Source organism: Wolbachia endosymbiont (group A) of Apotomis capreana (assembly GCF_964027025.1).
Classification (GTDB): Bacteria; Pseudomonadota; Alphaproteobacteria; order Rickettsiales; family Anaplasmataceae; genus Wolbachia; species Wolbachia pipientis.
This window is the reverse complement of sequence record NZ_OZ034721.1, coordinates 1,056,879-1,079,591: the sequence shown is the minus strand read 5'-3', so window position 1 is coordinate 1,079,591 and position 22,713 is coordinate 1,056,879. Positions and strand designations below refer to the sequence as shown.

23 protein-coding genes and 1 other RNA gene are annotated in these 22,713 nt (G+C 35.8%); 14 read left to right on the top strand and 10 right to left on the bottom strand.

What is annotated here, in order from left to right; translation table 11 throughout:
- Positions 1-137: 137 nt before the first annotated feature.
- The 3 genes from AAGD50_RS05440 (at position 138) to AAGD50_RS05430 (ending at position 2,815) form a co-directional block, all read left to right on the top strand.
- Positions 138-266 carry a hypothetical protein gene (locus AAGD50_RS05440; RefSeq protein WP_265041110.1) on the top strand — a complete coding sequence of 43 codons (129 nt, stop codon included), beginning with the start codon at positions 138-140 and terminating at the stop codon, positions 264-266.
- 660 nt (positions 267-926) lie between these two features.
- Entirely contained in the window at positions 927-1,547 is a 621-nt protein-coding gene (locus tag AAGD50_RS05435; protein ID WP_010082437.1) for a superoxide dismutase, read from the top strand.
- Complete coding sequence (locus AAGD50_RS05430; protein ID WP_010962800.1) at positions 1,544-2,815, top strand: M16 family metallopeptidase; 1,272 nt, start codon at positions 1,544-1,546, stop codon at positions 2,813-2,815. Before AAGD50_RS05435 ends, AAGD50_RS05430 begins: the two co-directional genes overlap by 4 nt.
- Before the next feature lie 6 nt (positions 2,816-2,821).
- Here the strand turns inward: AAGD50_RS05430 and AAGD50_RS05425 are convergent, their stop codons facing one another.
- The 3 genes from AAGD50_RS05425 to nuoE all read right to left on the bottom strand — a co-directional run bounded on the left by AAGD50_RS05425 (position 2,822) and on the right by nuoE (position 5,046).
- Positions 2,822-3,139 carry a hypothetical protein gene (locus tag AAGD50_RS05425; protein WP_010082444.1) on the bottom strand — a complete coding sequence of 106 codons (318 nt, stop codon included), beginning with the start codon at positions 3,137-3,139 and terminating at the stop codon, positions 2,822-2,824.
- A 191-nt stretch (positions 3,140-3,330) separates the two neighbouring features.
- Positions 3,331-4,545: a tRNA guanosine(34) transglycosylase Tgt gene (gene tgt / locus AAGD50_RS05420; protein ID WP_151807958.1), complete on the bottom strand. Its 1,215-nt coding sequence runs from the start codon at positions 4,543-4,545 to the stop codon at positions 3,331-3,333.
- Positions 4,546-5,046, bottom strand: coding sequence for an NADH-quinone oxidoreductase subunit NuoE (gene nuoE / locus AAGD50_RS05415; RefSeq protein WP_010962799.1), 501 nt, complete (start codon positions 5,044-5,046; stop codon positions 4,546-4,548).
- A 224-nt stretch (positions 5,047-5,270) separates the two neighbouring features.
- Between nuoE and AAGD50_RS05410 the strand changes: the two genes are divergently transcribed.
- The gene (locus tag AAGD50_RS05410) at positions 5,271-7,286 is read left to right on the top strand and encodes a hypothetical protein (protein WP_341810024.1); all 2,016 of its coding nucleotides are present in this window, start codon (positions 5,271-5,273) and stop codon (positions 7,284-7,286) included.
- A gap of 156 nt (positions 7,287-7,442) precedes the next feature.
- Positions 7,443-7,792, top strand: an RNA gene (rnpB, locus tag AAGD50_RS05405) — RNase P RNA component class A.
- 51 nt (positions 7,793-7,843) lie between these two features.
- Here rnpB and AAGD50_RS05400 read toward each other — a convergent pair.
- Complete coding sequence (locus AAGD50_RS05400) at positions 7,844-8,614, bottom strand: response regulator transcription factor (RefSeq protein WP_010962797.1); 771 nt, start codon at positions 8,612-8,614, stop codon at positions 7,844-7,846.
- Positions 8,615-8,939: 325 nt separating this feature from the next.
- On the opposite strand from AAGD50_RS05400, the gene AAGD50_RS05395 reads away from it, so the two are divergent.
- From AAGD50_RS05395 to AAGD50_RS05380, 4 genes are read left to right on the top strand one after another with little or no spacing between them, the layout of a single operon-like run.
- The gene (locus tag AAGD50_RS05395) at positions 8,940-9,923 is read left to right on the top strand and encodes an NAD(P)H-dependent glycerol-3-phosphate dehydrogenase (protein WP_010962796.1); all 984 of its coding nucleotides are present in this window, start codon (positions 8,940-8,942) and stop codon (positions 9,921-9,923) included.
- Positions 9,924-9,942: 19 nt separating this feature from the next.
- Entirely contained in the window at positions 9,943-10,425 is a 483-nt protein-coding gene (locus tag AAGD50_RS05390) for a phosphatidylglycerophosphatase A (protein WP_006279290.1), read from the top strand.
- Positions 10,415-11,194, top strand: coding sequence for a GNAT family N-acetyltransferase (locus tag AAGD50_RS05385; RefSeq protein ID WP_155968998.1), 780 nt, complete (start codon positions 10,415-10,417; stop codon positions 11,192-11,194). Before AAGD50_RS05390 ends, AAGD50_RS05385 begins: the two co-directional genes overlap by 11 nt.
- 42 nt (positions 11,195-11,236) lie before the next feature.
- Complete coding sequence (locus AAGD50_RS05380; protein ID WP_010962793.1) at positions 11,237-12,373, top strand: hypothetical protein; 1,137 nt, start codon at positions 11,237-11,239, stop codon at positions 12,371-12,373.
- A gap of 3 nt (positions 12,374-12,376) precedes the next feature.
- Here the strand turns inward: AAGD50_RS05380 and AAGD50_RS05375 are convergent, their stop codons facing one another.
- Positions 12,377-13,165, bottom strand: a complete 789-nt coding sequence (locus tag AAGD50_RS05375) for a succinate dehydrogenase iron-sulfur subunit (protein WP_010082472.1) — start codon at positions 13,163-13,165, stop codon at positions 12,377-12,379.
- A gap of 86 nt (positions 13,166-13,251) precedes the next feature.
- Positions 13,252-13,704: an rRNA maturation RNase YbeY gene (gene ybeY, locus AAGD50_RS05370; RefSeq protein WP_264724019.1), complete on the bottom strand. Its 453-nt coding sequence runs from the start codon at positions 13,702-13,704 to the stop codon at positions 13,252-13,254.
- 24 nt (positions 13,705-13,728) lie between these two features.
- On the opposite strand from ybeY, the gene AAGD50_RS05365 reads away from it, so the two are divergent.
- Both AAGD50_RS05365 and AAGD50_RS05360 read left to right on the top strand, forming a co-directional pair.
- Positions 13,729-13,860 carry a hypothetical protein gene (locus AAGD50_RS05365; protein ID WP_255322244.1) on the top strand — a complete coding sequence of 44 codons (132 nt, stop codon included), beginning with the start codon at positions 13,729-13,731 and terminating at the stop codon, positions 13,858-13,860.
- 15 nt (positions 13,861-13,875) lie between these two features.
- Positions 13,876-14,055 carry a hypothetical protein gene (locus AAGD50_RS05360; protein ID WP_022626337.1) on the top strand — a complete coding sequence of 60 codons (180 nt, stop codon included), beginning with the start codon at positions 13,876-13,878 and terminating at the stop codon, positions 14,053-14,055.
- A gap of 33 nt (positions 14,056-14,088) precedes the next feature.
- Here the strand turns inward: AAGD50_RS05360 and AAGD50_RS05355 are convergent, their stop codons facing one another.
- The 4 genes from AAGD50_RS05355 to AAGD50_RS05340 all read right to left on the bottom strand — a co-directional run bounded on the left by AAGD50_RS05355 (position 14,089) and on the right by AAGD50_RS05340 (position 17,978).
- On the bottom strand, positions 14,089-14,487 hold the full coding sequence (locus AAGD50_RS05355; protein WP_007549395.1) for an EVE domain-containing protein: 399 nt from the start codon (positions 14,485-14,487) through the stop codon (positions 14,089-14,091).
- On the bottom strand, positions 14,487-15,683 hold the full coding sequence (gene ftsZ, locus AAGD50_RS05350) for a cell division protein FtsZ (protein ID WP_010962790.1): 1,197 nt from the start codon (positions 15,681-15,683) through the stop codon (positions 14,487-14,489). Before ftsZ ends, AAGD50_RS05355 begins: the two co-directional genes overlap by 1 nt.
- Positions 15,684-15,921: 238 nt before the next feature.
- The gene (locus tag AAGD50_RS05345; RefSeq protein ID WP_015589170.1) at positions 15,922-16,386 is read right to left on the bottom strand and encodes a hypothetical protein; all 465 of its coding nucleotides are present in this window, start codon (positions 16,384-16,386) and stop codon (positions 15,922-15,924) included.
- A gap of 83 nt (positions 16,387-16,469) precedes the next feature.
- Complete coding sequence (locus AAGD50_RS05340) at positions 16,470-17,978, bottom strand: YifB family Mg chelatase-like AAA ATPase (protein WP_264724020.1); 1,509 nt, start codon at positions 17,976-17,978, stop codon at positions 16,470-16,472.
- A gap of 122 nt (positions 17,979-18,100) precedes the next feature.
- On the opposite strand from AAGD50_RS05340, the gene AAGD50_RS05335 reads away from it, so the two are divergent.
- The 3 genes from AAGD50_RS05335 (at position 18,101) to terL (ending at position 22,565) form a co-directional block, all read left to right on the top strand.
- Positions 18,101-18,940, top strand: coding sequence for a polysaccharide deacetylase family protein (locus AAGD50_RS05335; RefSeq protein ID WP_010962787.1), 840 nt, complete (start codon positions 18,101-18,103; stop codon positions 18,938-18,940).
- The gene (locus AAGD50_RS05330) at positions 18,895-20,469 is read left to right on the top strand and encodes a penicillin-binding transpeptidase domain-containing protein (RefSeq protein WP_264724021.1); all 1,575 of its coding nucleotides are present in this window, start codon (positions 18,895-18,897) and stop codon (positions 20,467-20,469) included. Before AAGD50_RS05335 ends, AAGD50_RS05330 begins: the two co-directional genes overlap by 46 nt.
- A 644-nt stretch (positions 20,470-21,113) precedes the next feature.
- On the top strand, positions 21,114-22,565 hold the full coding sequence (gene terL, locus AAGD50_RS05325) for a phage terminase large subunit (protein WP_264724022.1): 1,452 nt from the start codon (positions 21,114-21,116) through the stop codon (positions 22,563-22,565).
- Positions 22,566-22,713: the final 148 nt, after the last annotated feature.

Below are 22,713 nucleotides of genomic sequence, written 5' to 3'. Positions count from 1 at the left end.
TAGAGAGAAAGTTAAGACGTTTTTGTCATGAGAATAAATTGTGCAGGAATACAACTGTTCTCCCTTGTCATACCGTCACGGTATCTCTAGATCCCGCTAACACGTAGCGGAATGACGATTGTCAGGCCAGCGCCCCTATGATGTCATCCCAGTGTCTGGACACTGGGATCCAGGTTGCTCACAAGCAAACTAGCATAGAAAGTGGTTACAACGTTTTCGATGAGATTATATGGAAAACTGGATCCCAGTGTCAGCTACTCGGATGACATCATCCTTTTTTTGGGATTCCAGCGTCACGCGCTGGAATGACACCTTCCGTATAAACATTAAGAAATTTACCAAGCGGAGAAAAAGGCAAAAGAAGCCCCGTGGTTGGCTAATTACTTACATTATACTTTCAAGTATGGCGTTTTTTTATTCTAAACGTTTAATAACCGCGATTCAGCTACTTTTAAACCGCAACTAATCTAAATTATAAACGTTAAGAAATTTACTAAACAGAAAAAAAGGCAAAAGAAACCCTAGGGTAGCTAGTTATTCACTATCCATTTTTTAAGTTGGGGTTTTTTTATGTTTTAAACGCTTTATAAGCGCGTTTCAGCTTATGTAGGTAGAAATTTTATAAGACATAAGGTGCACATAGTGCAAAAAATTAAGCATGAGACGCCAGATACGTGAGTTTTTTTGTCATTTAATCTGTACAGAGAAGATAAATAAATAGCTTCAGCTTCATGATAAGGGGGTTGGCGAAGGGTGTCAAGTAACTTTTGCATTTAATCCATTTCTATGGCTTATATAATAATCGTTATTGTAGTATAATTTAGAATAAAGCAATAGATACCTAAATGTTTTAGCTATTAATTATATGTTGCACAAAAGCATATATTGCCCTACCATCCAAGTAGGTTAGAAATAAAGAGGTTTTTATGAGTTTTACTTTACCTGAATTACCATACGATAAAACAGCTTTGGAGCCTTATATATCTGCAAAAACCTTAGATTTTCATTATGATAAGCACCATAAAGGATATTTAAATAAACTCAACGAGCTAGTTGAAAATACAGATTATCAACATGTAAAAATTGAGGAATTAATAACAAAAGTGCATGGTAATAGCGGCAACTTGCCTATATTTAATAATGCAGCACAAGTTTGGAACCATACTTTTTATTGGAATTCAATGAAAAAAAATGGTGGTGGTAAGCCTAAAGATGGTAGTCTTCTAGCAAAAAAAATTCAAGACGATATCGGTGGCTTTGATAAATTTTATGAAGAATTTTCGAGTCATGGAGTAAGCCAGTTTGGCAGTGGATGGGTATGGTTAGTGCTCGAAAAAGGTAGGTTAGGAAAGCTCAAAATCACCAAGACTCCAAATGCAGATTTGCCAATAATTTATGGCCAAGTGCCACTACTCACTATGGATGTGTGGGAGCACGCCTATTATTTAGATTGTCAAAACCGTAGAATTGACTACATAAAAGTTTTCCTTGATCATTTGATTAATTGGGATTTTGCAGAAGAGAACTTAGAAGAATATATGAGATGAATATACCCCGGGTAACAAAATTAGATAATGGTCTGCGCATAATAACTGAGCAGGTGCGTGATATTGATTCCGTAGCTTTAAGCATACGAGTTGGTGTTGGCAGTAGAGCAGAAAGTGCAAAGCAAAATGGAATATCCCATTTTTTAGAACACATGGCTTTCAAAGGGACGAAGACAAGAACTGCCTTTGAAATTGCAAAAGCTTTTGATGACATAGGTGGAGTTTTCAACGCTAGCACCGGTAGGGAAAGCACCACCTATTATGCAAAAGTCCTCAAGAAAGACATAAAAACTGGTATTGATATATTAATAGATATATTGATGAATTCCACGTTTCCAGAAGATGAATTGGAACGTGAGAAGGGTGTTGTAATACAAGAGATTTTTCAAACTAATGATTCACCAAGTGACATTATTTTCGACAAATATTTTGAGGCAGCTTATAAAGACCAACCATTTGGTAGGTCAATCTTAGGCACGCAAAATACTGTAAAATCTTTTACTCGAGGAGATCTAGATAATTACATAAATGAGCATTACTTTGGTGAGAATATGCTATTTGCCGTTGCAGGAAATGTTGAACATGAAGAAGTTGTTGCATTAACCAAAGATTTTCTCTCAAAGATTCATTCTAAAAAGCTGAAAAAAAGCCAAAATGCGAGCTGTACTGGTGGTGAGTATTTAGAACATCGTAAATTAGATCAGGTACACTTGCTAATTGGTCTACCTAGTGTTTCTCGCCATGACGATAAATATCACACATTTCAAGTGCTTGATTCTATATTAGGGAGCGGAATGTCATCACGTTTATTCCAGGAAGTAAGGGAAAAGCAGGGATTAGCTTACTCTGTTTATTCATTTAATTCCAGCTATACTAATACAGGAATGTTTTCCATTTTTGCTGGTACAGACAGTAGTAACTTAGATAAGCTTTTAAAATCTATAACGACAGAGTTGAAGAAGTTGTCTACAGATGATCTGAAGGAAGAAGAAGTAAATAGAGTGAAAGAGCGAGTAAAATCCCAAATTTTAATGTCACGGGAAAGTGTTAGCTCACGTGCTGAAACATTGGGACACTACTACGGTAACTATAATAGGTACATCAGTAAAAATGAATTAATAGAAAAAATTAGTGCAGTTACCACTGCTAACGTAAAAAAAGCAGCAGAAGAATTGTTATCTCAGCATGAAAAAACCACTCTAGCTGCAATTGGAGAAATTGAATCATTGCCAAGTTACGATAAAGTGGTTTCTATGCTTAAAGCTTAGTGTACTTTAATTATGTTGCTTAAGCTCACTAAAAAGTTCAATGAACGGTTGCAAAATCCTTTCTATAAAAAGTTTACTTTCTGGTTCATCGCGTATATTACTTATCAGTTTATTCAAAGTTTTCTCGCTGTTTCGTAAAAATAAATAGCTTTCTACTGCTTGCACACCAGACAAGACAGTCAAAATTCCTCCTATCACTAGACAAGCAGCTATAGCAGGTACGGTACCCACTGCAATTGCAGTTGCGATTAATGATAACCCAGCTAAGAATGTAACGGCTGAAACGCAAAACGCTATTTGATGTTTTTCTTTATTGTTAACCATAAATACCTCACAAAAACTATATTTTTAACATACCAGTGTTGTCATGTATTGTCAAGTTTTTAAAGAAGATTAAAAAATGCAACGCACATGTGCAAAAGACGCTAACTATGGATTAGCCAAGGAAAAAAGAGTAGGAAGAGGAAGGCTTTTTCTGTTTTAGGGAATATAAAATAAGCGTAGAAAAATATGAACTAGGTGTATAATTCACAGTGTAGTGGTATCTCACTAATCCAATTATTTTTCTCCCGATCTAGCCTATCATCTAATATAGCCTGCCTTATTGATGCCATTAACTTATTCATAAAGAAAATATTATGAATGGTAACGAGCGTGTAAGCCAGGAGCTCTTTAGCTTTCAGTAAATGGTGTATATAAGCTCTTGAATGTTTTCTGCAGGTAAAGCATAAACAGTCACTTTCAATTGGGTTGTTGTCCAGCTCAAATCGTTGATTCCGCAAATTAATATGCTCTTTGCACTTTGAAGAAATAGAATTTCTGTTTTTTACTTTAACAAGTGCGCCACCATGCCTTGCTAAGCGGGTTGGATGCACGCAATCAAACGTGTCAATTCCAAGCTCTACTCCGCGAAAGATGTCCACAATTCCACCAATACCAAGCAAATGAGTAGGCCTGTCTTTTTTCAGGTGGTCCATAGTGAAAGAAACTACATCATGCATCTGCTCTTTACTTTGACCAAGTGATCCACCTATTGCTTGACCAAAAAATGGCAAATCGTTGATAAAATCACAACTTTCTCTACGTAAATCTTGATACACTCCGCCTTGACTAATTCCATACAGTGCCTGCTTGCCATTATTGTTTTTTTCAAATTCATTTAAAGAACGTTCAGCCCATCTGTGGCTCATGAGCATTGATTTTGCTGTGTATTCTTTGCTTACGTGAAATGGAGTGCATTCATCTAAAACTAGGATTAAATCTGCACCTAATTTCTGTTGAATTTGTACAGATTTTTCAGGAGTTAAGCAATAAATTTTACCATTAATGTAAGAACGAAAAATTGCCCCATCCTCATTAATTTTGATCAAAGTTTTTTGTTTTTTTCTTATTCCTTTTATCTCTTCCGAAACTGATCCGTGGCCTAAGCTAAATATCTGATATCCACCTGAGTCAGTTAGCATTGGCCCATTCCATCCTATCATCTTGCGCAAACCACCAAGTTTTGCAACAGTATTCTCTCCTGGTTGAAGCATTAGGTGATAGGTGTTGGAAAGTATGATTTGGGTACCAGCTTCACTTATTCTTTCAATATCTGCAGCTTTAATTGCAGCTTTTGTTGCGCAGAATATAAAAGCGGGGGTTTCTACGCTTCCATTTGGAGTTTTAATTGTTCCAACTCTTGCAGAACCTGATTGCTTGATTCTCTTGAATGAAAATTCTTCTTTCATCTATTTGCCTGAAAGTTCTGTTATGATGTTTTCTACTTTCTCAGGAGTAAGATTTTCATAGAAGTCATTATTGATCTGCACAACGGGAGCATTAACGCATGCACCTAGGCATTCAACTTCTTTTAAAGTGAACAAATTATCTTTAGTAGTCTCACCGATATTGATTCCAAGTTTTTTTTTAAAGGTATTTAAAACTTCTTCACTATTGCACAACCAGCAAGGAGTTGTTCTACAAATTTGTATTAGATATTTGCCTACTGGTTTTAAATTATACATGGTGTAAAAATTTGCCACTTCATATACACGAATATGTGGAATATGCAGCATATCAGCAACATAACGCATAGCAGATTCAGAAACCCATCCGCATTGCTCTTGAACCAGATATAGTAAAGGCATAACAGCACTACCTTCTCTACCTTTGGGATACATCTCTATAAACTTTCCCGCTTTCTTGAGGTTTTCTGATGTAAAACTAAACTGCTCTTCTTTTTCTATCATTCATGAGACTCGTGTAAACTTTAACAGATTATACCTGTAGAACCAATGATTGCAATTGTTGGTTTTTTGAGAAATAGCATAAAGCTTCTTAGCCCTCTTCAAGCTTATATTTACCTTTTAGTATAAAATATTATATTAATTTTTTAATTTTAGTTAAAATTTTCATTGACATTAACACACAGGAGTAATCATAATAGCATTTTATTAATATTTTAAATAAAATTATGTCTATATTAAGAAGATTGCTCGGGATCAACTCAAATACACCGGAAATTAAAGAAGCGATAGGTTTTAATCCAACAAACGTAGAATTAATTGAGGGGAATGGAGTTGCTTACGGACTCAGCTATCAAGATAATGGTAATGGGAGCAGTAAAGTAAAATTACTTATTAGTCCATTATATCAATCAAAAACATACGAATGTGGTACAAATATCAGCGTAGCAAATGAATTCAAAGATCAATTATCTCTCACATTAATAGAAGATTCAGCTGAAATAGATAAAGTTGGAGTTATCTTTCCTGAAGAAGGAATTAGCGAAGAAGGAGAAAAATGCGTTAAAGGCTTATCTTTTAACACTTACGGAATTAAACAATCAGTTAATACTCCTTCAGTTGAACATTTAGATAAAAGAAAATTACAAAAGAATATTGATAATAATAGTCTTGCAAATGTGGGCAATAGTTACTTTCAACCAAGAGCAGTGAAAGTTGGTAATGGTGACGTAATTGTAATCGCCCATAACTTAAAGGATCAAACTTTAGTTTCTTGGTACTTAAAGTCAAGCGAGAGCGGAAAATTTAAGGTATTGACTGGAGAAAAAGGTGTTACAGAAAGAAAATTGTTCAATTTTGATAATCAGGGGCAATTGGCATTAAATGGAAACACGATGCTTTATTCGCAAGTGAGCAAAAGGATTACTAAGGAAAATCAAGAGGTGAGAAAAACACGTATTTTTAAATTTGATATGGCTAAAGTGATTCAGGGTCTGAAGGATGGAGTTAATGGCTTTTTACTTGGTAATCGAAAAGGTCAAATAGATAATAAAGCACTATCTCTTTCTAGAGAACATGAAATAAGCTTTTTGCAGTATGTTGAACAAACGGAAGGAAATGATCTAGTTGCTTTTCTTGAAAATGACCAATCAGCTAATGAGCAGAGGTTACATATAGCAACTCTACTTAAAAATGGATCAGTGTCAGATTTTCCTATCTATCAATTTACAGATCCTATAGAGCAATTATATATTAAAGGCAACGGTCAGGGTGGTTTTATCGTAACTGCGGTAAGTGGAGAAAATATTGTAACTTTTAATCAAAACGGCTCTGGAAAATCTTCTGAAGCAACAATAATACCGGCAAATAGCATCAAAACTCTCAGTGATTTTGTTAATATCATTAACGGTCGATTAACGCCAGATATTATTTCTAGTAGTACCGTGGCTCCTATAACTGTTGCAGAAACGGTTGTGACTTCTAAGAAAACGCCGACTGCTGCAATTACTAGCACAGCAGAAACCGACGCTGTGAAGACTACTAAATTGACAACGGAAGCCGTTGCACCTACTTCTACAATAAGTAAACCTTCAACGGAGTCAACGACAGTAGCAAAAACAACTACTACTTCACAAGCGACCACGGTTGCTACAACGTCAACTAGTGTGCCGATAGTAACTTCAGGGACTGAGACAAGTACTGTGAAACCTACAGCAGCGACTGGTGCGTCGACTTCTACGATGAGTAAACCTTCAACAGAGTCAACGACTCAAACAAGCACAGTAACAGTGGAACCAACTGCGCCAACAACAAGCTCAGAGAAAACTACACAAACAGTATTTAGTATACCAAGTACTAGAACAAAAGAGTCAACAACTCCTATATTCACCACGACTTTACTTCCTCAGTCTACTTCTTCACCACAACCTACTCAACTTGCTATAGGGTCTAATAAGGCAGGAATGATAGGGGGATCTTTGGTTGGAGCAATAGGTATTGTTGGAATTATAGGATTCATAGCATATAGATATGTTAAGGGTCGTAATGCTGCTCCTGTATTAGAACTAACTGATTTGGGTTATAGAAGGCGATCATCTTCAAGTAGCGATGAAGAAATTTTTACCACTGGTAACAGAATGCGAACTATATATCAATCTGAAACAGTGCTAAATAGTATATCAGTAGAAAGTAGTAGTCGATCAAGAAGTAGCTCATCGTCTTCAAGCGGTGGACCAGGCTCTTGACTAACTGAAGCGGAGTCTAAAAGTGAAAAAGCTTATCTTGGGATAGTGATGATGTGCCGGAATATCACCTTTAGCTATTTGTCTAAATGTTTTTAATATGTAGACTGTTAGGAAATTGTCTTTTGCTTTTGTGATTTTCATGTTAAAGTATAATTCCTAGGTGAAATAAGTAGCTGCTGTTGTGTGATAAACATAGCAGAGGAAAGTCCGGGCTCCAAGGAAAAATAGTGACGGGTAATGCCCGCCGGAGGTAACTCCAGTTATAGGGCTACAGAAAATTACCGCCTAAAATATTTTTAGGTAAGGGTGAAAAGGTGTGGTAAGAGCACACCATGGCAATGGCAACATTGGTAGTCGAGTAACCAACACTAGGAGCAAGATTAAATAGAAGTAGATTTTATGTTTTCCTCATATCTACTCGGGTAAATCGCATGCGGTAAATGGTAACATTTACTCCAGATAAATAGCTACATAAACAGAACTCGGCTTATATTTCACCTAGGCGTTCACATGATACGTGCGATATAAGCCATGCTATATTTAAATGTGTAGGCATTTCATGCGTTGTCCTTCACTTGTTCTGCTTGATAGCCATCACTACTTTCGCCTACATTAACATTAGAATATTCATCATCATCAATATACTCTTTCAGAACATACCCTCTGCCCCAAACGGTTTCTATGTGGCTTTTTCCATCATTTGCACTTTCAAGTTTCTTACGTAATTTGCACATAAAAACATCAACTATCTTGTTATCTGAAGGTTCATCCAAGCCATTGTAAAGATGATTTAAGAACATTTCTTTTGTTAGTACTGTTCCTTTACGCAGTGCTAGCAATTCTATCATAGAATACTCTTTATTAGTAAGGTGAACCGTTTTACCTTTCACCTCAACAACCCTGTGATCAAAATTGATATTTATATTACCAATCTTTATCACCGATTCAGGATGGCCTTTAGTACGACGCACTATGGCCTTAATTCGAGCTAATAACTCGCTTTTATGAAATGGCTTGGTTAAGTAATCATCGGCACCATATCCGAGTCCTTTAGCTTTGTGATTGACAGCGGATATGCATGAAAGTATTAAGACAGGAACTTTGATTTTTGCACTTCTTAGTCTTAACAATATATCATATCCGTCAATATCACCAGGTAAGTGTATATCTAAAATAACTAGGTCATAGTAATCTCCGTTTGAGGAAACCATATTATTGTTATAATCTTGTGCAGAAGTAACAACGTCACAGAAGTGTCCATCAGAAGTTAAGGCGTTAACTACAGTCTTTGCACTTACTTGATCATCTTCAATTAATAATATACGCATATTTTACACCCCATAAATAATTTATAATTTTAGTAATATATATAACTAAGGAAAGTAATAAATCAAATTTTTATTAACAAATGATCAAAATTACACTTATTAATTAATAGTAAATATATTGTTCCAAAGTTATATAAATAGATCTAAAATATAATAGACATACCATGATAGTAATAATATTTTTAGTAAATATTGAATTAAAGTTACTATTATTAAAAGAATACTTCGGTTAATAAATATTTAACTATTCTATATGTCTGTGTTATATTTTTAATTTACTTATCCTACTATTTTAAAGTATAAGTAATATTTTCAGGAATATTGTGTGGCAATATCAATTTTAGGTGCTGGTGCATGGGGTACAGCAATCGCAATTTCATTAGGTAGTAAGAAAGATGTGATTTTGTGGACTCACAATGAAACTACATTTGAATCAATCAACGGGAAAAGAGAAAGTGACAAGCTACCCGGTTGTCGAATTTCTGATAATGTGTCAGTAAAATTGGCTATTGAAGACATAATTAATGCTTCAGTAACAATCCTCGCTGTTCCCACTCAGTCTCTGAGGAAGGTATGTCAGCAATTGCATAATTGTAATCTGAAAAAAGATGTAGCAATAATTTTAGCTTGTAAGGGAATAGAAAAGTCTACATTAAAATTACCTAGTGAAATAGTAAATGAAATTTTACCTAACAATCCTATTGCTATTTTTTCAGGTCCTAGCTTTGCTGTAGAAGTTGCAAGAAAATTACCCTATTCAATGGTTCTTGCATGCCAAAATAACACATTAGGTTCAAAGCTAGTATCAGAGCTGCAACAAGAAAATGTTAAATTGGAGTTTAGTAACGACATTATAGGAGTACAGATTTGTGCAGCGTTAAAGAACGTTTTTGCTATAGCGTGTGGGATTGTTCTAGGTAGTAAACTTGGGTTTAATGCTCATGCAGCATTGATTACGAAAAGTATGAGCGAAATTAAGGCTTTATACTCAGCAAAAATTGGTGACGGTAGTGTGGATATAAATACACTACTTGGGCCAGCATGTCTGGGTGACCTAATTATGACATGCACATCCTTGAATTCAAGAAACTTATCTTTTGGGTTTAAAATAGGTAATAGTGACAATGGCTTTAATGTTCAGCAGATTTTGTCAGAAGGCAAGTCAGTGATTGAAGGTTTTAGCACTGCTGAGTCCATATTTAATTTAGCAGGAAAGCTAAAGATAAAAATGCCTATATGTGAAGCGGTCTATAGATTATTGTATGAAAGCGCCTCTATAGAGGATACTCTTTCTGTTCTTATAAGTTAATTTTGTATTTGGATATATTGTGAAATTTTTATATAAATTAATATCAACGTGGTGGCTGTCTGGAACAGTAAAAAAAATGCCAGGTACTGTGGGTAGTTTGGCTTCTTTTCCGCTTGTTCCTGTAATCCTGAGCAACAAAATTTTAGGTGCAGCAATTATTTCTTTTTTATTCTTAATTGGATTATGGTCTACAGGTAATTATATAAAACATTACAAGACTTCATGTGATCCAAAAGAGGTAGTAATTGACGAAGTGGTTGGTCAATTGCTGACGATACTTTTAGTTTCGATATTGTTAAGCCAAGAGATGAATTGTTCTTCATTGTTGTTGTGCTTTTTTTCTTTTAGGTTTTTTGATATAATAAAAACGTGGCCTATAAATTTAATCGATAAAAATACCAAAGGTCCTTTAGGTATTATGCTAGATGACGTTATAGCTGCAATTTTAGCCTGTGTTCTTATAGGAGCCTTTTATTGTTTATTGTTGGTGTATGCAGGATAAAAAAATTTATTATTCAAGCTTAATTGTTCAAAATCTAAAGGATTATATACTGTACACAGCGAATTTATCTGAGTGGGAAGTACACGATGAATTTGATAACATCATATTTACAATAAATGGTACCAGGGAGTCATTATTTAATTTTGTGTTCTGTGGAGATCAATGTACCGAGCTTTCTATACAAAAAACTCTAGATTATCTCAGAACAAGAGATATAGAAGCAACATGGGTAATAAATTCACATATGAAAATAAGAGAGATTTTAGAAAAGTGTGAAATAAAACACGTTAGCACACCAAAAAAAGCTTTACTTAATATGAAAAATTACTTTTTACCTGCTGATGTTATTCCAAACTTGAGGTTAAATGCTGTGAATGGTAGCAACCTCTTAGAACAGTTAGATCTACACACTTCTAAAATTTTTTATCATGGCGTTGGAATTGTCAGCACATTTTTTCGCGGATTATCAAATTATGATGATAAGAACTCAAGATTAAGATTTTTTCTTGTAACACTAAATAATGAAATTATTGGGACATGCGGTCTTTATGTTCAAGATAGCGTAGCTGGTTTTTATAGTGATGGAGTTTTACCAATTTACAGGAATCGTGGAATAGGTACCCAAATGGTTTTAGAAAGAATAAAGATAGCTAAACAGCTTGAATGCAAATATATAGTAGCACATTGTATGAAATCTTCTGTGAACCTTTATAAGAGATTGGGCTTTCAAATGTTAGGCAATCTTTACTTATATACCTCTTCAGCATAATTCTGAGCGGTTACAAATTTTTACATTTGTTTTAAAAGTGCTATGTTTTTTTTGTATGAAGTGGTTTTAATATTGATTCTAATATTATTCTTTCTCTCTTATTCTAAATTAAAAATTAGTAATAAGATTAAGAACTTACAGCATCAAAATGTTATCATAAATAATTTAATTGATACTGTGAATGATGGGTTTTATATTTGGGATGCAAAAAAACGTATAGAAAAGTTCTCTCCCAATTTACTAATTTTGCTTAATACTGTTTTTTACTCATTTAATGAGTTTGTGAATTTTTTTGAGCAATCAGAAAGCTTAATCAAAAATTTTGTTGAGGCAAAGGAAATAAATAAATCTTTTACTCTAGATTTAAAGTCAAAAGACAGTGAGGTTTATTGCATATGTTACGGTAGAAGCATAATAGATGATTCTAACAATGTGATAGGTGTGCTGTTATGGATAAGGAATGTCTCAGACTGTAAGATAAAGGCTAACGGACTTGAGTTAGAAAATAGTAAGCTTACACAGGAAGTGGAGAGCTATAAAAACGTTTTCAACTCTTTACCGTTTCCAATACTAAGATATAACAAGAGTAGAAAGGTGGAATTTTATAACTTGTTTTATGATAAATATGTAGATGGTTCTAAGAAATTTGCTATTACCGGTAGCGCTCATAGCACAAAACCAGGAAGACATGTCATAACTTATAAGAACGAACCTAAGGTTTTCGATTTTGTTAAAATTCCAATACAAGGTTCTGGTAGCATAGTAATGTATGGGAAAGATGTTAGTGATGCAGAGAAATTATATACTGAATTAAACAGTTATTTAGCTACACAGAAAAATTTGCTTGAGAGGTTACCGGTTGCTATAGTAATATATAGTAAGAATCAAAAGCTAAAATTTTATAATAATGCTTTTATAAAAACCTTTCAATTTGACCCAAAATTTTTGGCATCTTACCCAACTTATCACGAAGTTATGCTTTACCTCTTCGAATCTAAAAAGCTTTTAGAAAAAGAGGATTTTCAAACTATTAGTAACCAAAGACATGAGTTGTTCAAAAAATTATTTGAATCGTACGATGATACGATGCACTTCACAAACGGAAAAGCGTTCAGGGTATTAACAATACCCTACGCTTCGGAAGGTTTGCTGTTCTCTTACGAAGAATGCAAAAGATAATACTTAAACTCCTTCTCTCTCTACCATGAGCTGTTTTACTTTCGCTATTGCTCTTGCTGGATTAAGTCCTTTAGGACAAGTTTTTGTGCAATTCATTATTGTATGACAACGATACAACTTGAATGGGTCGTTTAAAACATCAAGTCTTTCACCTGTCTTATTATCACGGCTGTCAGCAATCCATCTGTAAGCTTGTAATAGTATTGCTGGTCCTAAAAATTTATCACTATTCCACCAGTAGCTTGGGCAACCAGTCGAACAGCAAGCACATAATATACAGTCGGACAAGCCATCTAATTTTTTTCTATCTTCAGAAGATTGAGAGTATTCTTTATTTGGTAGGGCAGGCTTATCTGCTTGTAACCAAGGTTTAATTGATTTGTATTGCTCATAAAATTGGCTCAAATCCGAGACTAGGTCCTTTATTACATACATGTGAGGTAATGGATATATTTTTACGTCACCTTTTATATCATGTATAGATCTAGTACATGCAAGAGTATTGGTTCCGTCAATATTCATGGCACAAGATCCACATATGCCTTCTCTACAAGAACGTCTGAAAGTTAAAGTCGAATCTATTTCATCCTTTATTTTTATTAATGCATCAAGTACCATAGGGCCACAACTATCCATATCAATAAAAAATGTGTCTATTCTAGGGTTTTTCTCGTCATCAGCAGACCAACGGTAAATTTGAAATCTTCTGATGTTTTTTGCTCTAGCAGGAATAGGATAAATTTTGCCCTTTTGATTAATTTTAGAATTCTTTGGCAAAGAAAACTGAACCATATCACTTACCTTTTATTGTTTATAGCTAAAACCCTTTGTAGATAACATATTTTATTATCATCTACTATATTTTTATTAAATTCCTTTTAAATCGCACACATATTGTAGCCAAGCGAAGCTAAAATCTCTCTTTCTAGATTTTTCATTATAATTTCTTCATCTTTTTTTTGGTGATCATAACCAAGTAAATGCAGTAATCCATGCACTAACATGTGTGCAATGTGAGCAAGAATGGGTATATAATACTCATGCGATTCTCTTTTTATTATGTCTATTGAAATTGCTATGTCTCCTAAATCGCACTCATTAGACAATTGTTCATACGGAAATGATAGTACGTTAGTTGGCTTATCCATTTCTCTAAATTTTAAATTAAGTTGATGTAGCAAGTCATCATCAGCCAGAGCTATTGATATATTTGGTTTATAGTGGTCTATTTTTAATTCTTTTAGAGAAGCATTGATGACACCTAATACAAAATTTTTAGGATTTTCTATAATGCTGCACCATTTCTTGTCAAGAATATTTACTTCTAACATGAGTGACACATCAGTAAGGGTGTCATGCAAATAGCTGACACTGGAATCCAAAAAAGAAGAGTTATAGACCCTTGTGTCATGTACACAACTGTACGAATATTGTACACTAGAAGGATGTCATCCCAGTGTCTAGGCACTGGGATCCAGGAATTTTGATTAGACATCAAGTTAGTGAATATAAAAGTAGCTAATCTTATATTAAAACACAACGGCTTTAATGTGGTTGCATTAAGGCTGGATTCCAGTGTCAAGCACTGGAATGACACCTTTGTGTTTGATGCAAAATCGGCTATAACGTTTAATGCACTGCCTTCGAGACAAATATTCATACAGCTGTGCGTTGTGTGCTGAGATGACATCATTTAGGAACTGAAATGACAGGTATTACACATCACTCATCCTTATTATTTCATTCCATTCAATTTCCGAAACTGGGGCAATTGATAAACGTGGTTGTTTTAATATAGTCATATTTTTCAAAAGTGGGTTTTGTTTTATATTATTTAACGTTACTTGGTTATTTAAAGGTTTCAAAAACTTTACATTCACTAATCCGAACTTGGGATCATTAACATGATAATACTCTTTAAATACTTCAACGATTCCAAGTATTGCTTTCTCTTTACCTGTATGATAAAAAAACGCAAGATCGCTTGCTTTCATAATTTTCATGTAATTTTGAGCTTGATAATTGCGCACACCATCCCACTCAACTACCTGCTCCTTTTCCATTTTTTGCCATGAGTATTCACTTGGCTCTGACTTAAGTAGCCAAAATTGCATTATTTTTTTCTTCTTAAGTAAGCTGGTATATCATAGATATTGCTGCCCCACTTAGCTCCTTCGCTTACCTGTTCAGCTGGTTTTGTTTCCAGTGTTTTGTCTTGTGTACTTTCACTTTGACTATATGGCCACTTAAATTTCTCTTTCTCTGAGTCTTCGCTCTGACTTATAGGTGAAGTTTCTGATTTATTATTGCGACCATCAATGCCAGTTGCAAGAACAGAAACTCTAACTCTTCCCTCCATCGCTTGATCAAAAGTAGCACCAAATATTATATTTGCATTTTCATCTACTTCTTCACGCACTCTATTGGCTGCAGCATCAACTTCAAACAGAGTCATATCTCCGCCACCAGTAATGTTAATTAATATTCCTTGCGCACCTTTCATTGATACATTATCAAGCAATGGATTAGATATTGCAGCCTCTGCAGCACTAATTGCTCTATCTTCTCCTTCTGCCTCTCCGGTGCCGATCATCGCTTTGCCCATCTCGCTCATTACTGTTTCTATATCAGCGAAGTCAAGATTGATAAGCCCTGGCATGACCATCAAGTCAGTTACTCCTCTGATGCCAATGTGCAGAACATTATCAGCAAGTTTAAATGCATCAGAAAATGTAGTTTTTTCATTTGCAATTCTAAATAAATTCTGATTTGGAATGACAATAAGTGTATCCACGTATTTTTGCAGTTCTTCAAGTCCAAGCTCTGCAATGCGCATACGGCGCACACCTTCAAAACCGAACGGTTTAGTTACAACTCCAACAGTCAATATCTTTTTTTCTTTTGGCGCTCTATCCTTAACTGCGGCTCTTGCTTCTCTGGCTGCTTTTGCAATTACCGGTGCTGCACCGGTTCCAGTACCACCGCCCATTCCTGCTGTGATGAAAAGCATATGACTATCTTTTATATGCTCCATAATCTCATCAATTGACTCTTCTGCTGCACCTTTGCCAACATCAGGCAAAGCACCAGCACCAAGCCCCTTAGTTAAATTAATGCCAAGCTGAATTTTTTTATCACATAACGACTTTTCTAGTGCTTGAGCATCGGTATTTGCGACAACAAAATTCACTCCTTGCAAATTAGATTGGATCATGTTATTCACAGCATTTCCACCAGCACCACCCACTCCCACAACGGTAATCCTTGGGTGCAATATAGGTAACTCCGGCAGACTAAGATCAATAGACATTTAAATTACTCAAATTTAGCGAATTCACTTGATAATAAGTTACCGCTTTTTTAATAATATGCAAATACTTTTCACTTCTATAGGCGTAAACAGTAAACGGGATTTACTTATTCTTAACATTTATACTAATAAGTGCCGTTAATTATAATAACTAGATTCTTAGATGACATCACTTAACCGATGCAAAAAATAGAAAACGTTTATAAAAAGGGACAGAAACCTATCCCTTTTTATTTTGTTAAAGATTATTAGCTTCCTTATCTTTCTCTTCCCCTTTCAATGCTTCAACCGCAACATCTTTTAATTTTGAGGCAATTTGATATGTTCCATAAAGAACAGCAGCTGCAGCAATTGCCATTATGGCACCCGCAACTATCTGACCAGCAACACCTGTTCCGATAAATCCAGGTAATGAAGCAGCTATTGCTTGATTTGTTCCAACAAAGTAACTGGCAGTCTTAGCAAGAAACCCAGAAGCTTCTGCTGCACTAACAAAGCCTGCTTTCATATGCATTGCTGTAAAGACAACACTTGCAACTGCAAGCGGAAATAATGCTGTTCTCCCTTTATTATGCATAGCGTACTGACCAGCCCCACCAGCAGCACCAGGAATTCCCCAGTATTTTTCAGCTCGTATATATCCTTCTGAAATAGCATGAAAAATGCCATCCCCTTTTCTATACTCATAATTTGTTAATGCCATAACTCTACTCCTTAAATAGAATGTTAAAATTTCATTAAGGAAGCATATAGTAAAAAAAATTGCCTGTCAAGTAAACTAATTTTTTAATATACCTTTATTCTGTAATTGAGCGCTTCAGCAATGTGTGCTCTTTTTACTTCTTCACTTTTTGCAAGATCTGCAATAGTTCTTGCAACTTTTAATACGCGTGTGTAGCCTCGATTGGAAATGTAATTTTCTTTCAGTACGTATTTTAGCAATTCTAACCCTGCCTGATCTGGTTCAGTAAATTTATTAAATGCTTCACCGCTTACTTCTGCGTTACAACGAACATTCAATTTACTATAACGCTCAGTTTGAATTTTTCTCGCTGCTATCACCCTTCCTCTTATGATTTTAGTACTTTCTCCCTCCACAGAGATTTCAGGAGAGAGTATGCTAACGTTTGGCATTTCAATGCATATGTCTATTCTATCAAGCAATGGGCCTGATATTTTGTTTTTGTAATCTGTGCCACACTTTGGAGCTTTGTTGCACGATCTGCTTGCATCACCTAAATAACCGCACCTGCAAGGGTTCATTGCAGCTATCAGTTGAAAATTGGCAGGGTAGGTTATGTGAGCATTTGCCCTTGCAACGGTAACTTTTCTATCTTCAAGTGGTTGGCGCAGAGAATCAAGCACGAGTCTTGGAAATTCAGGTAACTCATCAAGAAACAACACGCCATTGTGAGCCATGGTAATTTCTCCAGGTTTTGCATTCTTTCCTCCCCCTATCATTGCTGGCATAGAGCATGAGTGATGAGGTTCACGAAAGGGACGAGTTACTTTGAATATTTCGTTACCAGTTTTTGTTATGCTGGAAATAATATTAACATCAATCATCTCCTGTTCGGTCAAATCAGGCAGCAACCCTATAAAGCGTTTAGCAAGCATTGACTTTCCAGTACCAGGAGGGCCAACAAGAAGCATATTATGCCCACCTGCTGCTGCAATTTCAGCTGCTCTTTTTGCAACAACTTGGCCTTTGATATCCTTCATATCGGGAACCAATCTTTTTTCTTTGGGTGCATCACTATAATTAAAAATTACTGGCTGAATTAATTGCTCACCCTTAAAGTGTCTGATAATATCAGTTAATTTCTCTATAGCCAGAATTGAAACATTCTTCACCCATACAGCTTCTACACCATTTCCTCTCGGGCAAATTACTCCTTTATTGTCCTTTTTTGCATTAATTGCTGTTGGCAGCACACCTGAAACTGGAATAACTCTGCTATCAAGAGCCAGTTCACCCATGATTATATAAGACTGAACTTTTTCAACTGGTATCACATTCATTACAACAAGTAGTCCAATAGCAATAGCCAAGTCATAATGACTGCCTTCTTTCAGCAAATCCGCAGGGGAGAGATTAACTGTAATTCTTTTTGGAGGTAGTAGTAGATTGATTGAATTTAACGCTGCTCTGATGCGCTCTCTGGATTCTGCAACAGTTTTATCCGGCAAGCCAACAATATTAAAAGCTGGAATACCATTTGCCATATGAATTTGTGCATTGACATTTACTGTGCTAATTCCCTGAAGCGCAACGGTATTTATATTTGCAATCATAATATATTATATAAAATTGTTAATACAATATATTAAAGAAGCGATGAAGTAAAGGCTACAGCAATTAAAGATGGCTTAACTTAGCAAAAAAGTGTAGTATTCTATCACTTTGCTGATTACAAATGTTTATAAGGATAATCACTTTTTTCTTACTATATTCAAGTACGGCTTTTTGTAGTGATTGTAATTTTAATTTACCATACTGTGGGCTCAGTTGTAATCTAGATCTATCATATAGAAATTTAAGTAATATAAAAAAATTATTGAATAACGACGATAAGTTTGTTGCGCTTACGTTTGATGATGGACCGTCTAACAATAGAGTAAACGATATTATTAATGTTCTGGAAAGCTATGAAGCAAAAGCAACATTTTTTGTGCTTGGTGAACGTATAAATGAAAAAACGTCTGAAATAGTAAAGAAAATTCATGAATCAGGTCATGAGTTAGGCAATCACTCTTGGTCGCATAGGAAGTTGACATCACTTTCAAGTGAGGAACAATTGCAAGAATTGGAAAAGACAAATACAGCAATTAAAAATGCAATAAAACAAGATGTAAAATGGTTTCGTCCGCCATATGGATGTTATGACGATAATCTGATTGAAAATACTGATCAATTAAATATGTATTCAATATTATGGACAGTTGATTCGCTAGATTGGCAAGGTGATAAGCCAGAAACTTTAGTTGAAAGAGTTTTAAGTAATGTACATAATGGAGCAGTTATACTGTTTCATGATCACAATAACAGGTCAAACACAATTGAAGCTTTACCTCATATTATTAAAATACTAAAAAAATCAGGTTATAAGTTTGTGACCTTAAGTGAGTGGGAAAAAAGGGTTTGTAATACGGTAAAAGCCAGAAGTGTAACAATAAAAGAGGGGAAAAAAGTGTGTTTTGAAGGAATGTTATGTGGACAAAAAACAAAGTCTTTAACCGCAGAGCATTCATATTAGGTGGTATTCAGCTTACCATTTCTGCGGTTTTTAGTTGCAGGTTATATAATTTACAAATACGAAACAGACAAAAGTACGAAGCACTATCTAATAGTAATAGAATAAGAGTTGCTACTATTATGCCTAAGCGGGGCAAAATTTTAGATAGGAATAGCATTGAACTTGCGGTAAACAAAATTTCGTATGTTGTTTTGTTTGATGGTTCTGGTAAGGAAGTTGATTTGCAGACATTATCAGAAGTCGAGTCTAAAATAGCAAAATCGTCAGAAAAAATAACTGCTCTTTATAAACGTTATTACCCATTTGGTTCAATGTGTTCTCATGTAATCGGATATACAAAAAGACAGCAAGGCATAAGCGAAGTAGGAATCAGCGGTATTGAATATACATATGATCATATATTGAAAGGCAAGTCAGGAAAATCTGAGCAGGAAATAAATTCTAAAAAACGCGTCATAAAAGAATTATCAAGCATACCACAACAAGACGGACAAGATGTACAACTGACAATTGATATTAATCTGCAAGAGAAAACCGCAGAGGTATTTAAAGATCACCAAGGCTCCGCAGTGGTAATTGATGTAAATAATGGAGAAATTTTAGCATTATATAATTCACCTTCTTACGATAATAATCTTTTTGCTAGCAGGCTATCAAATGAGACTTGGGAGAGCTTGAATGCTCCTTCATTGCCGCTCGTGAATCGTGCGTTATCATATCAAATTCCACCTGGTTCAATATTTAAAGTAATAGTTGCGCTTGCGGGTTTAAAAGACGGGATAATAACACCAGAAGAGAAATTCTCGTGCAAGGGCTATATGAAAATAGGTGAGCGGAAATTTCGTTGCCTGAAAAGCAAAGTCCATGGATATGTATCTTTAAATGAAGCAATGGCATTATCATGCAACACTTACTTTTATAATATAGGGAAAAAAATAAGTGTAGACTCTCTAGTAGAAATGGCCAGAAAATTTGGTATTGGAAGTGGGCCACTGATTGGAACGTTTAAAGAAGAAGCTCCAGGGTTGTTGCCAGATAGAGATTGGCGTACACGAAAGCTATATTCGCAGTGGTATTTAGGTGACACTATCAACTTAGTTATAGGACAAGGGTATATGCTTACAACACCACTACAGCTTGCAGTTCTTGCAGCGAGGATTGCAACAGGAAAAGAGGTAATTCCCCGCATTAAGATGAATGAAACGATAAAAGATTTTCCCGATATTGATGTGGATTGTGAGCATCTTAGCATAGTTCGAAAAGCTATGTTTGATGTGGTGAATTCTAAAACTGGAACCTATAAGAAAGGGCTAAGCGGTATACAAATTGCCGGTAAAACCGGTACACCAGAGATAAACTCTAAGGGTGAAAGTCATAAGTTATTTATCGCTTATGGCCCTTACCATAACCCGCGCTATGCAATCTCTGTGTTTATAGAACACGGCAAAGCCCCACGCCAAGATGTTGCAATTGCTAATGAGATATTTCAGTATATGCTTGAAACTATGAGTATTAAACTTCTTGCATAACCATATAACGAACTTTTATTGGAAATAGAAACGAAAAAACTTACTTGACAAACTCCACCAGCGCCCTTATCATGATAGTGAAGCTATTGTATTTGCTTTCGCCAATCTGCAGATTAAAAGGTAAGGATTACTTAATGTATCGGCGTCTTATGTTCAATTTTTTGCAGTATATAGATACTGTATGTCTTTACAAAACTTCATCTACATCTAGATTTTTATCTAAATAAGCTGAACGCGCTTATAAAGCGTTACAAGACATCAAAAAATGCCAATACTCGACAGAGATAGTAAAAGACTAGCTAACTCGGGGATTCTTTGTCTTTTTTTCTGCTTAGTAAATTTCTTAAACATTTGCAGCGTAGGTTAGTTGCAATTAAAAGCGGCTGAATCTCGCTTGTCAAGCATTTAAAACATAAAAAACGCCAATATTTTAAAGCGGATAATAACCACGGGGCTTCTTTTGCCTTTTTTTTCATTTGGTAAATTCCTTAATATTTATAGCTAAACAACAACCGTCATCCCGCTACGTGTTAGCGGCTAAGAGATACCGCGAATGAATCGCGGTATGACGGTTAAGTAGGGTGTCATTCCAGTGCTCCTTTTTCTGTCATCCCAGCGTTACGCGCTGGTTTCAACATTATATCATGAACTTTCTAAAATTCATTGAACTGTGCTTTCAAACGGTAGTGCCGGGGTGTGAGTATAACGATTATCAGTATATAAAAGTCATAGCAGACAGGCTGGAAGCAGCGAGCGCTGGTGAAGTGAAACGAATAATATTCAATATGCCTCCGCGCTCGATGAAGTCCATGTGCATAAGCGTTGCGTGGCCCGCATGGATACTGGGAAACCAACCAACTGCGAGAATAATAGTTGCAAGTTATTCTCAGCGGCTCAGCGAAAAGCACTCGCTCGACACCAGGTGCGTGATGCAGTCTAGTTGGTATAGAGCGCTATTTCCAGAGATAGAACTATCCAAAGACCAGAATACCAAATATAAATTTCAAACAGTGCAGAGAGGATACAGAATCGCAACATCAGTTGGTGGAACACTAACTGGTGAAGGTGGTGATTTTATCATTGTGGACGATCCGCTCAGTTCTGCTCAAGCTTTGAGTGAAACGCTTAGAAAGCGTGCCACAAACTGGTTTGATCAGACTTTAGTAACCAGGCTGAACGATAGAAAAAAAGGAGTCATCGTTCTTGTAATGCACAGGCTACACCAGGAGGACTTAACTGGACACCTTCTCTCCAAGCCAAAAAACATATGGCATCATATTTGTTTGCCAATGATTTCTGAAAATAAGCAGGTTATTTATTCAATTAAAAAGCCAATACCTCCCGTTCCTATCATCCGAGTAGCTCAGCATTGTGCGACCAGGCGATTATATAATAAACCAGCGTCACCTGTAAGGATATTATATTCAAGAGAAGAAGGTCAGTTGTTATATTCCCTCGATGGAGGAAAAGAAGAAGTTGAGATAATAAAAGCTGAACTTGGGAGTTACGCTTTTGCTGCTCAATATCAACAAAACCCTCTGCCGCTTTCAAGTGGTATAATTAAACCAGAGTGGTTGAAACGCTATAAAAAATTTCCTGATAATCTCTCGCATATAACACAAAGTTGGGATACTGCGGTTTCAACAAGTAACATGAGCAACTTTAGTGTCTGCACCACCTGGGCAAAAATAGATAATAAATTCTATTTACTCGACGTATATCGCGCAAAGCTTGAGTATCCAAAGCTTAAAGAACAGGTTTTGTCACTAGCTGCAAGATGGACGCCACACGCAATTTTAATCGAAGCAAAAACAAGTGGTCAACAATTGGTGCAAGAGCTAAAGACAAACAGTGATTTACCGATTATTGAAATAGTGCCACATGATGGTAAGCTCACTCGATTTCATCAAATTGTTCCGATTATAGAGTCTGGCAAGGTTTTTCTGCCACATCAAGCAGTATGGCTGAACGATTTTGAGTATGAGATTTTAATGTTCCCAGAAACGCGCCACGACGACCAAGTGGATAGTACCGTGCAATATCTCCAGTGGGTGAGAAACAGTACCTCCAGGGTTGCAGCTATACGAGCATTGTGATTTGAGTCTACCAGTACTGGGATGACAGCTAGGAGACAACCGTCATCCCGCTGCTTGTTAGCGGGATCTAGAGATACCGCGAATGAATCGCGGTATGACGGTTCGTGGTGGTATGACAGTTCGTGGCGGTATGACGGTTCGCGGCGGC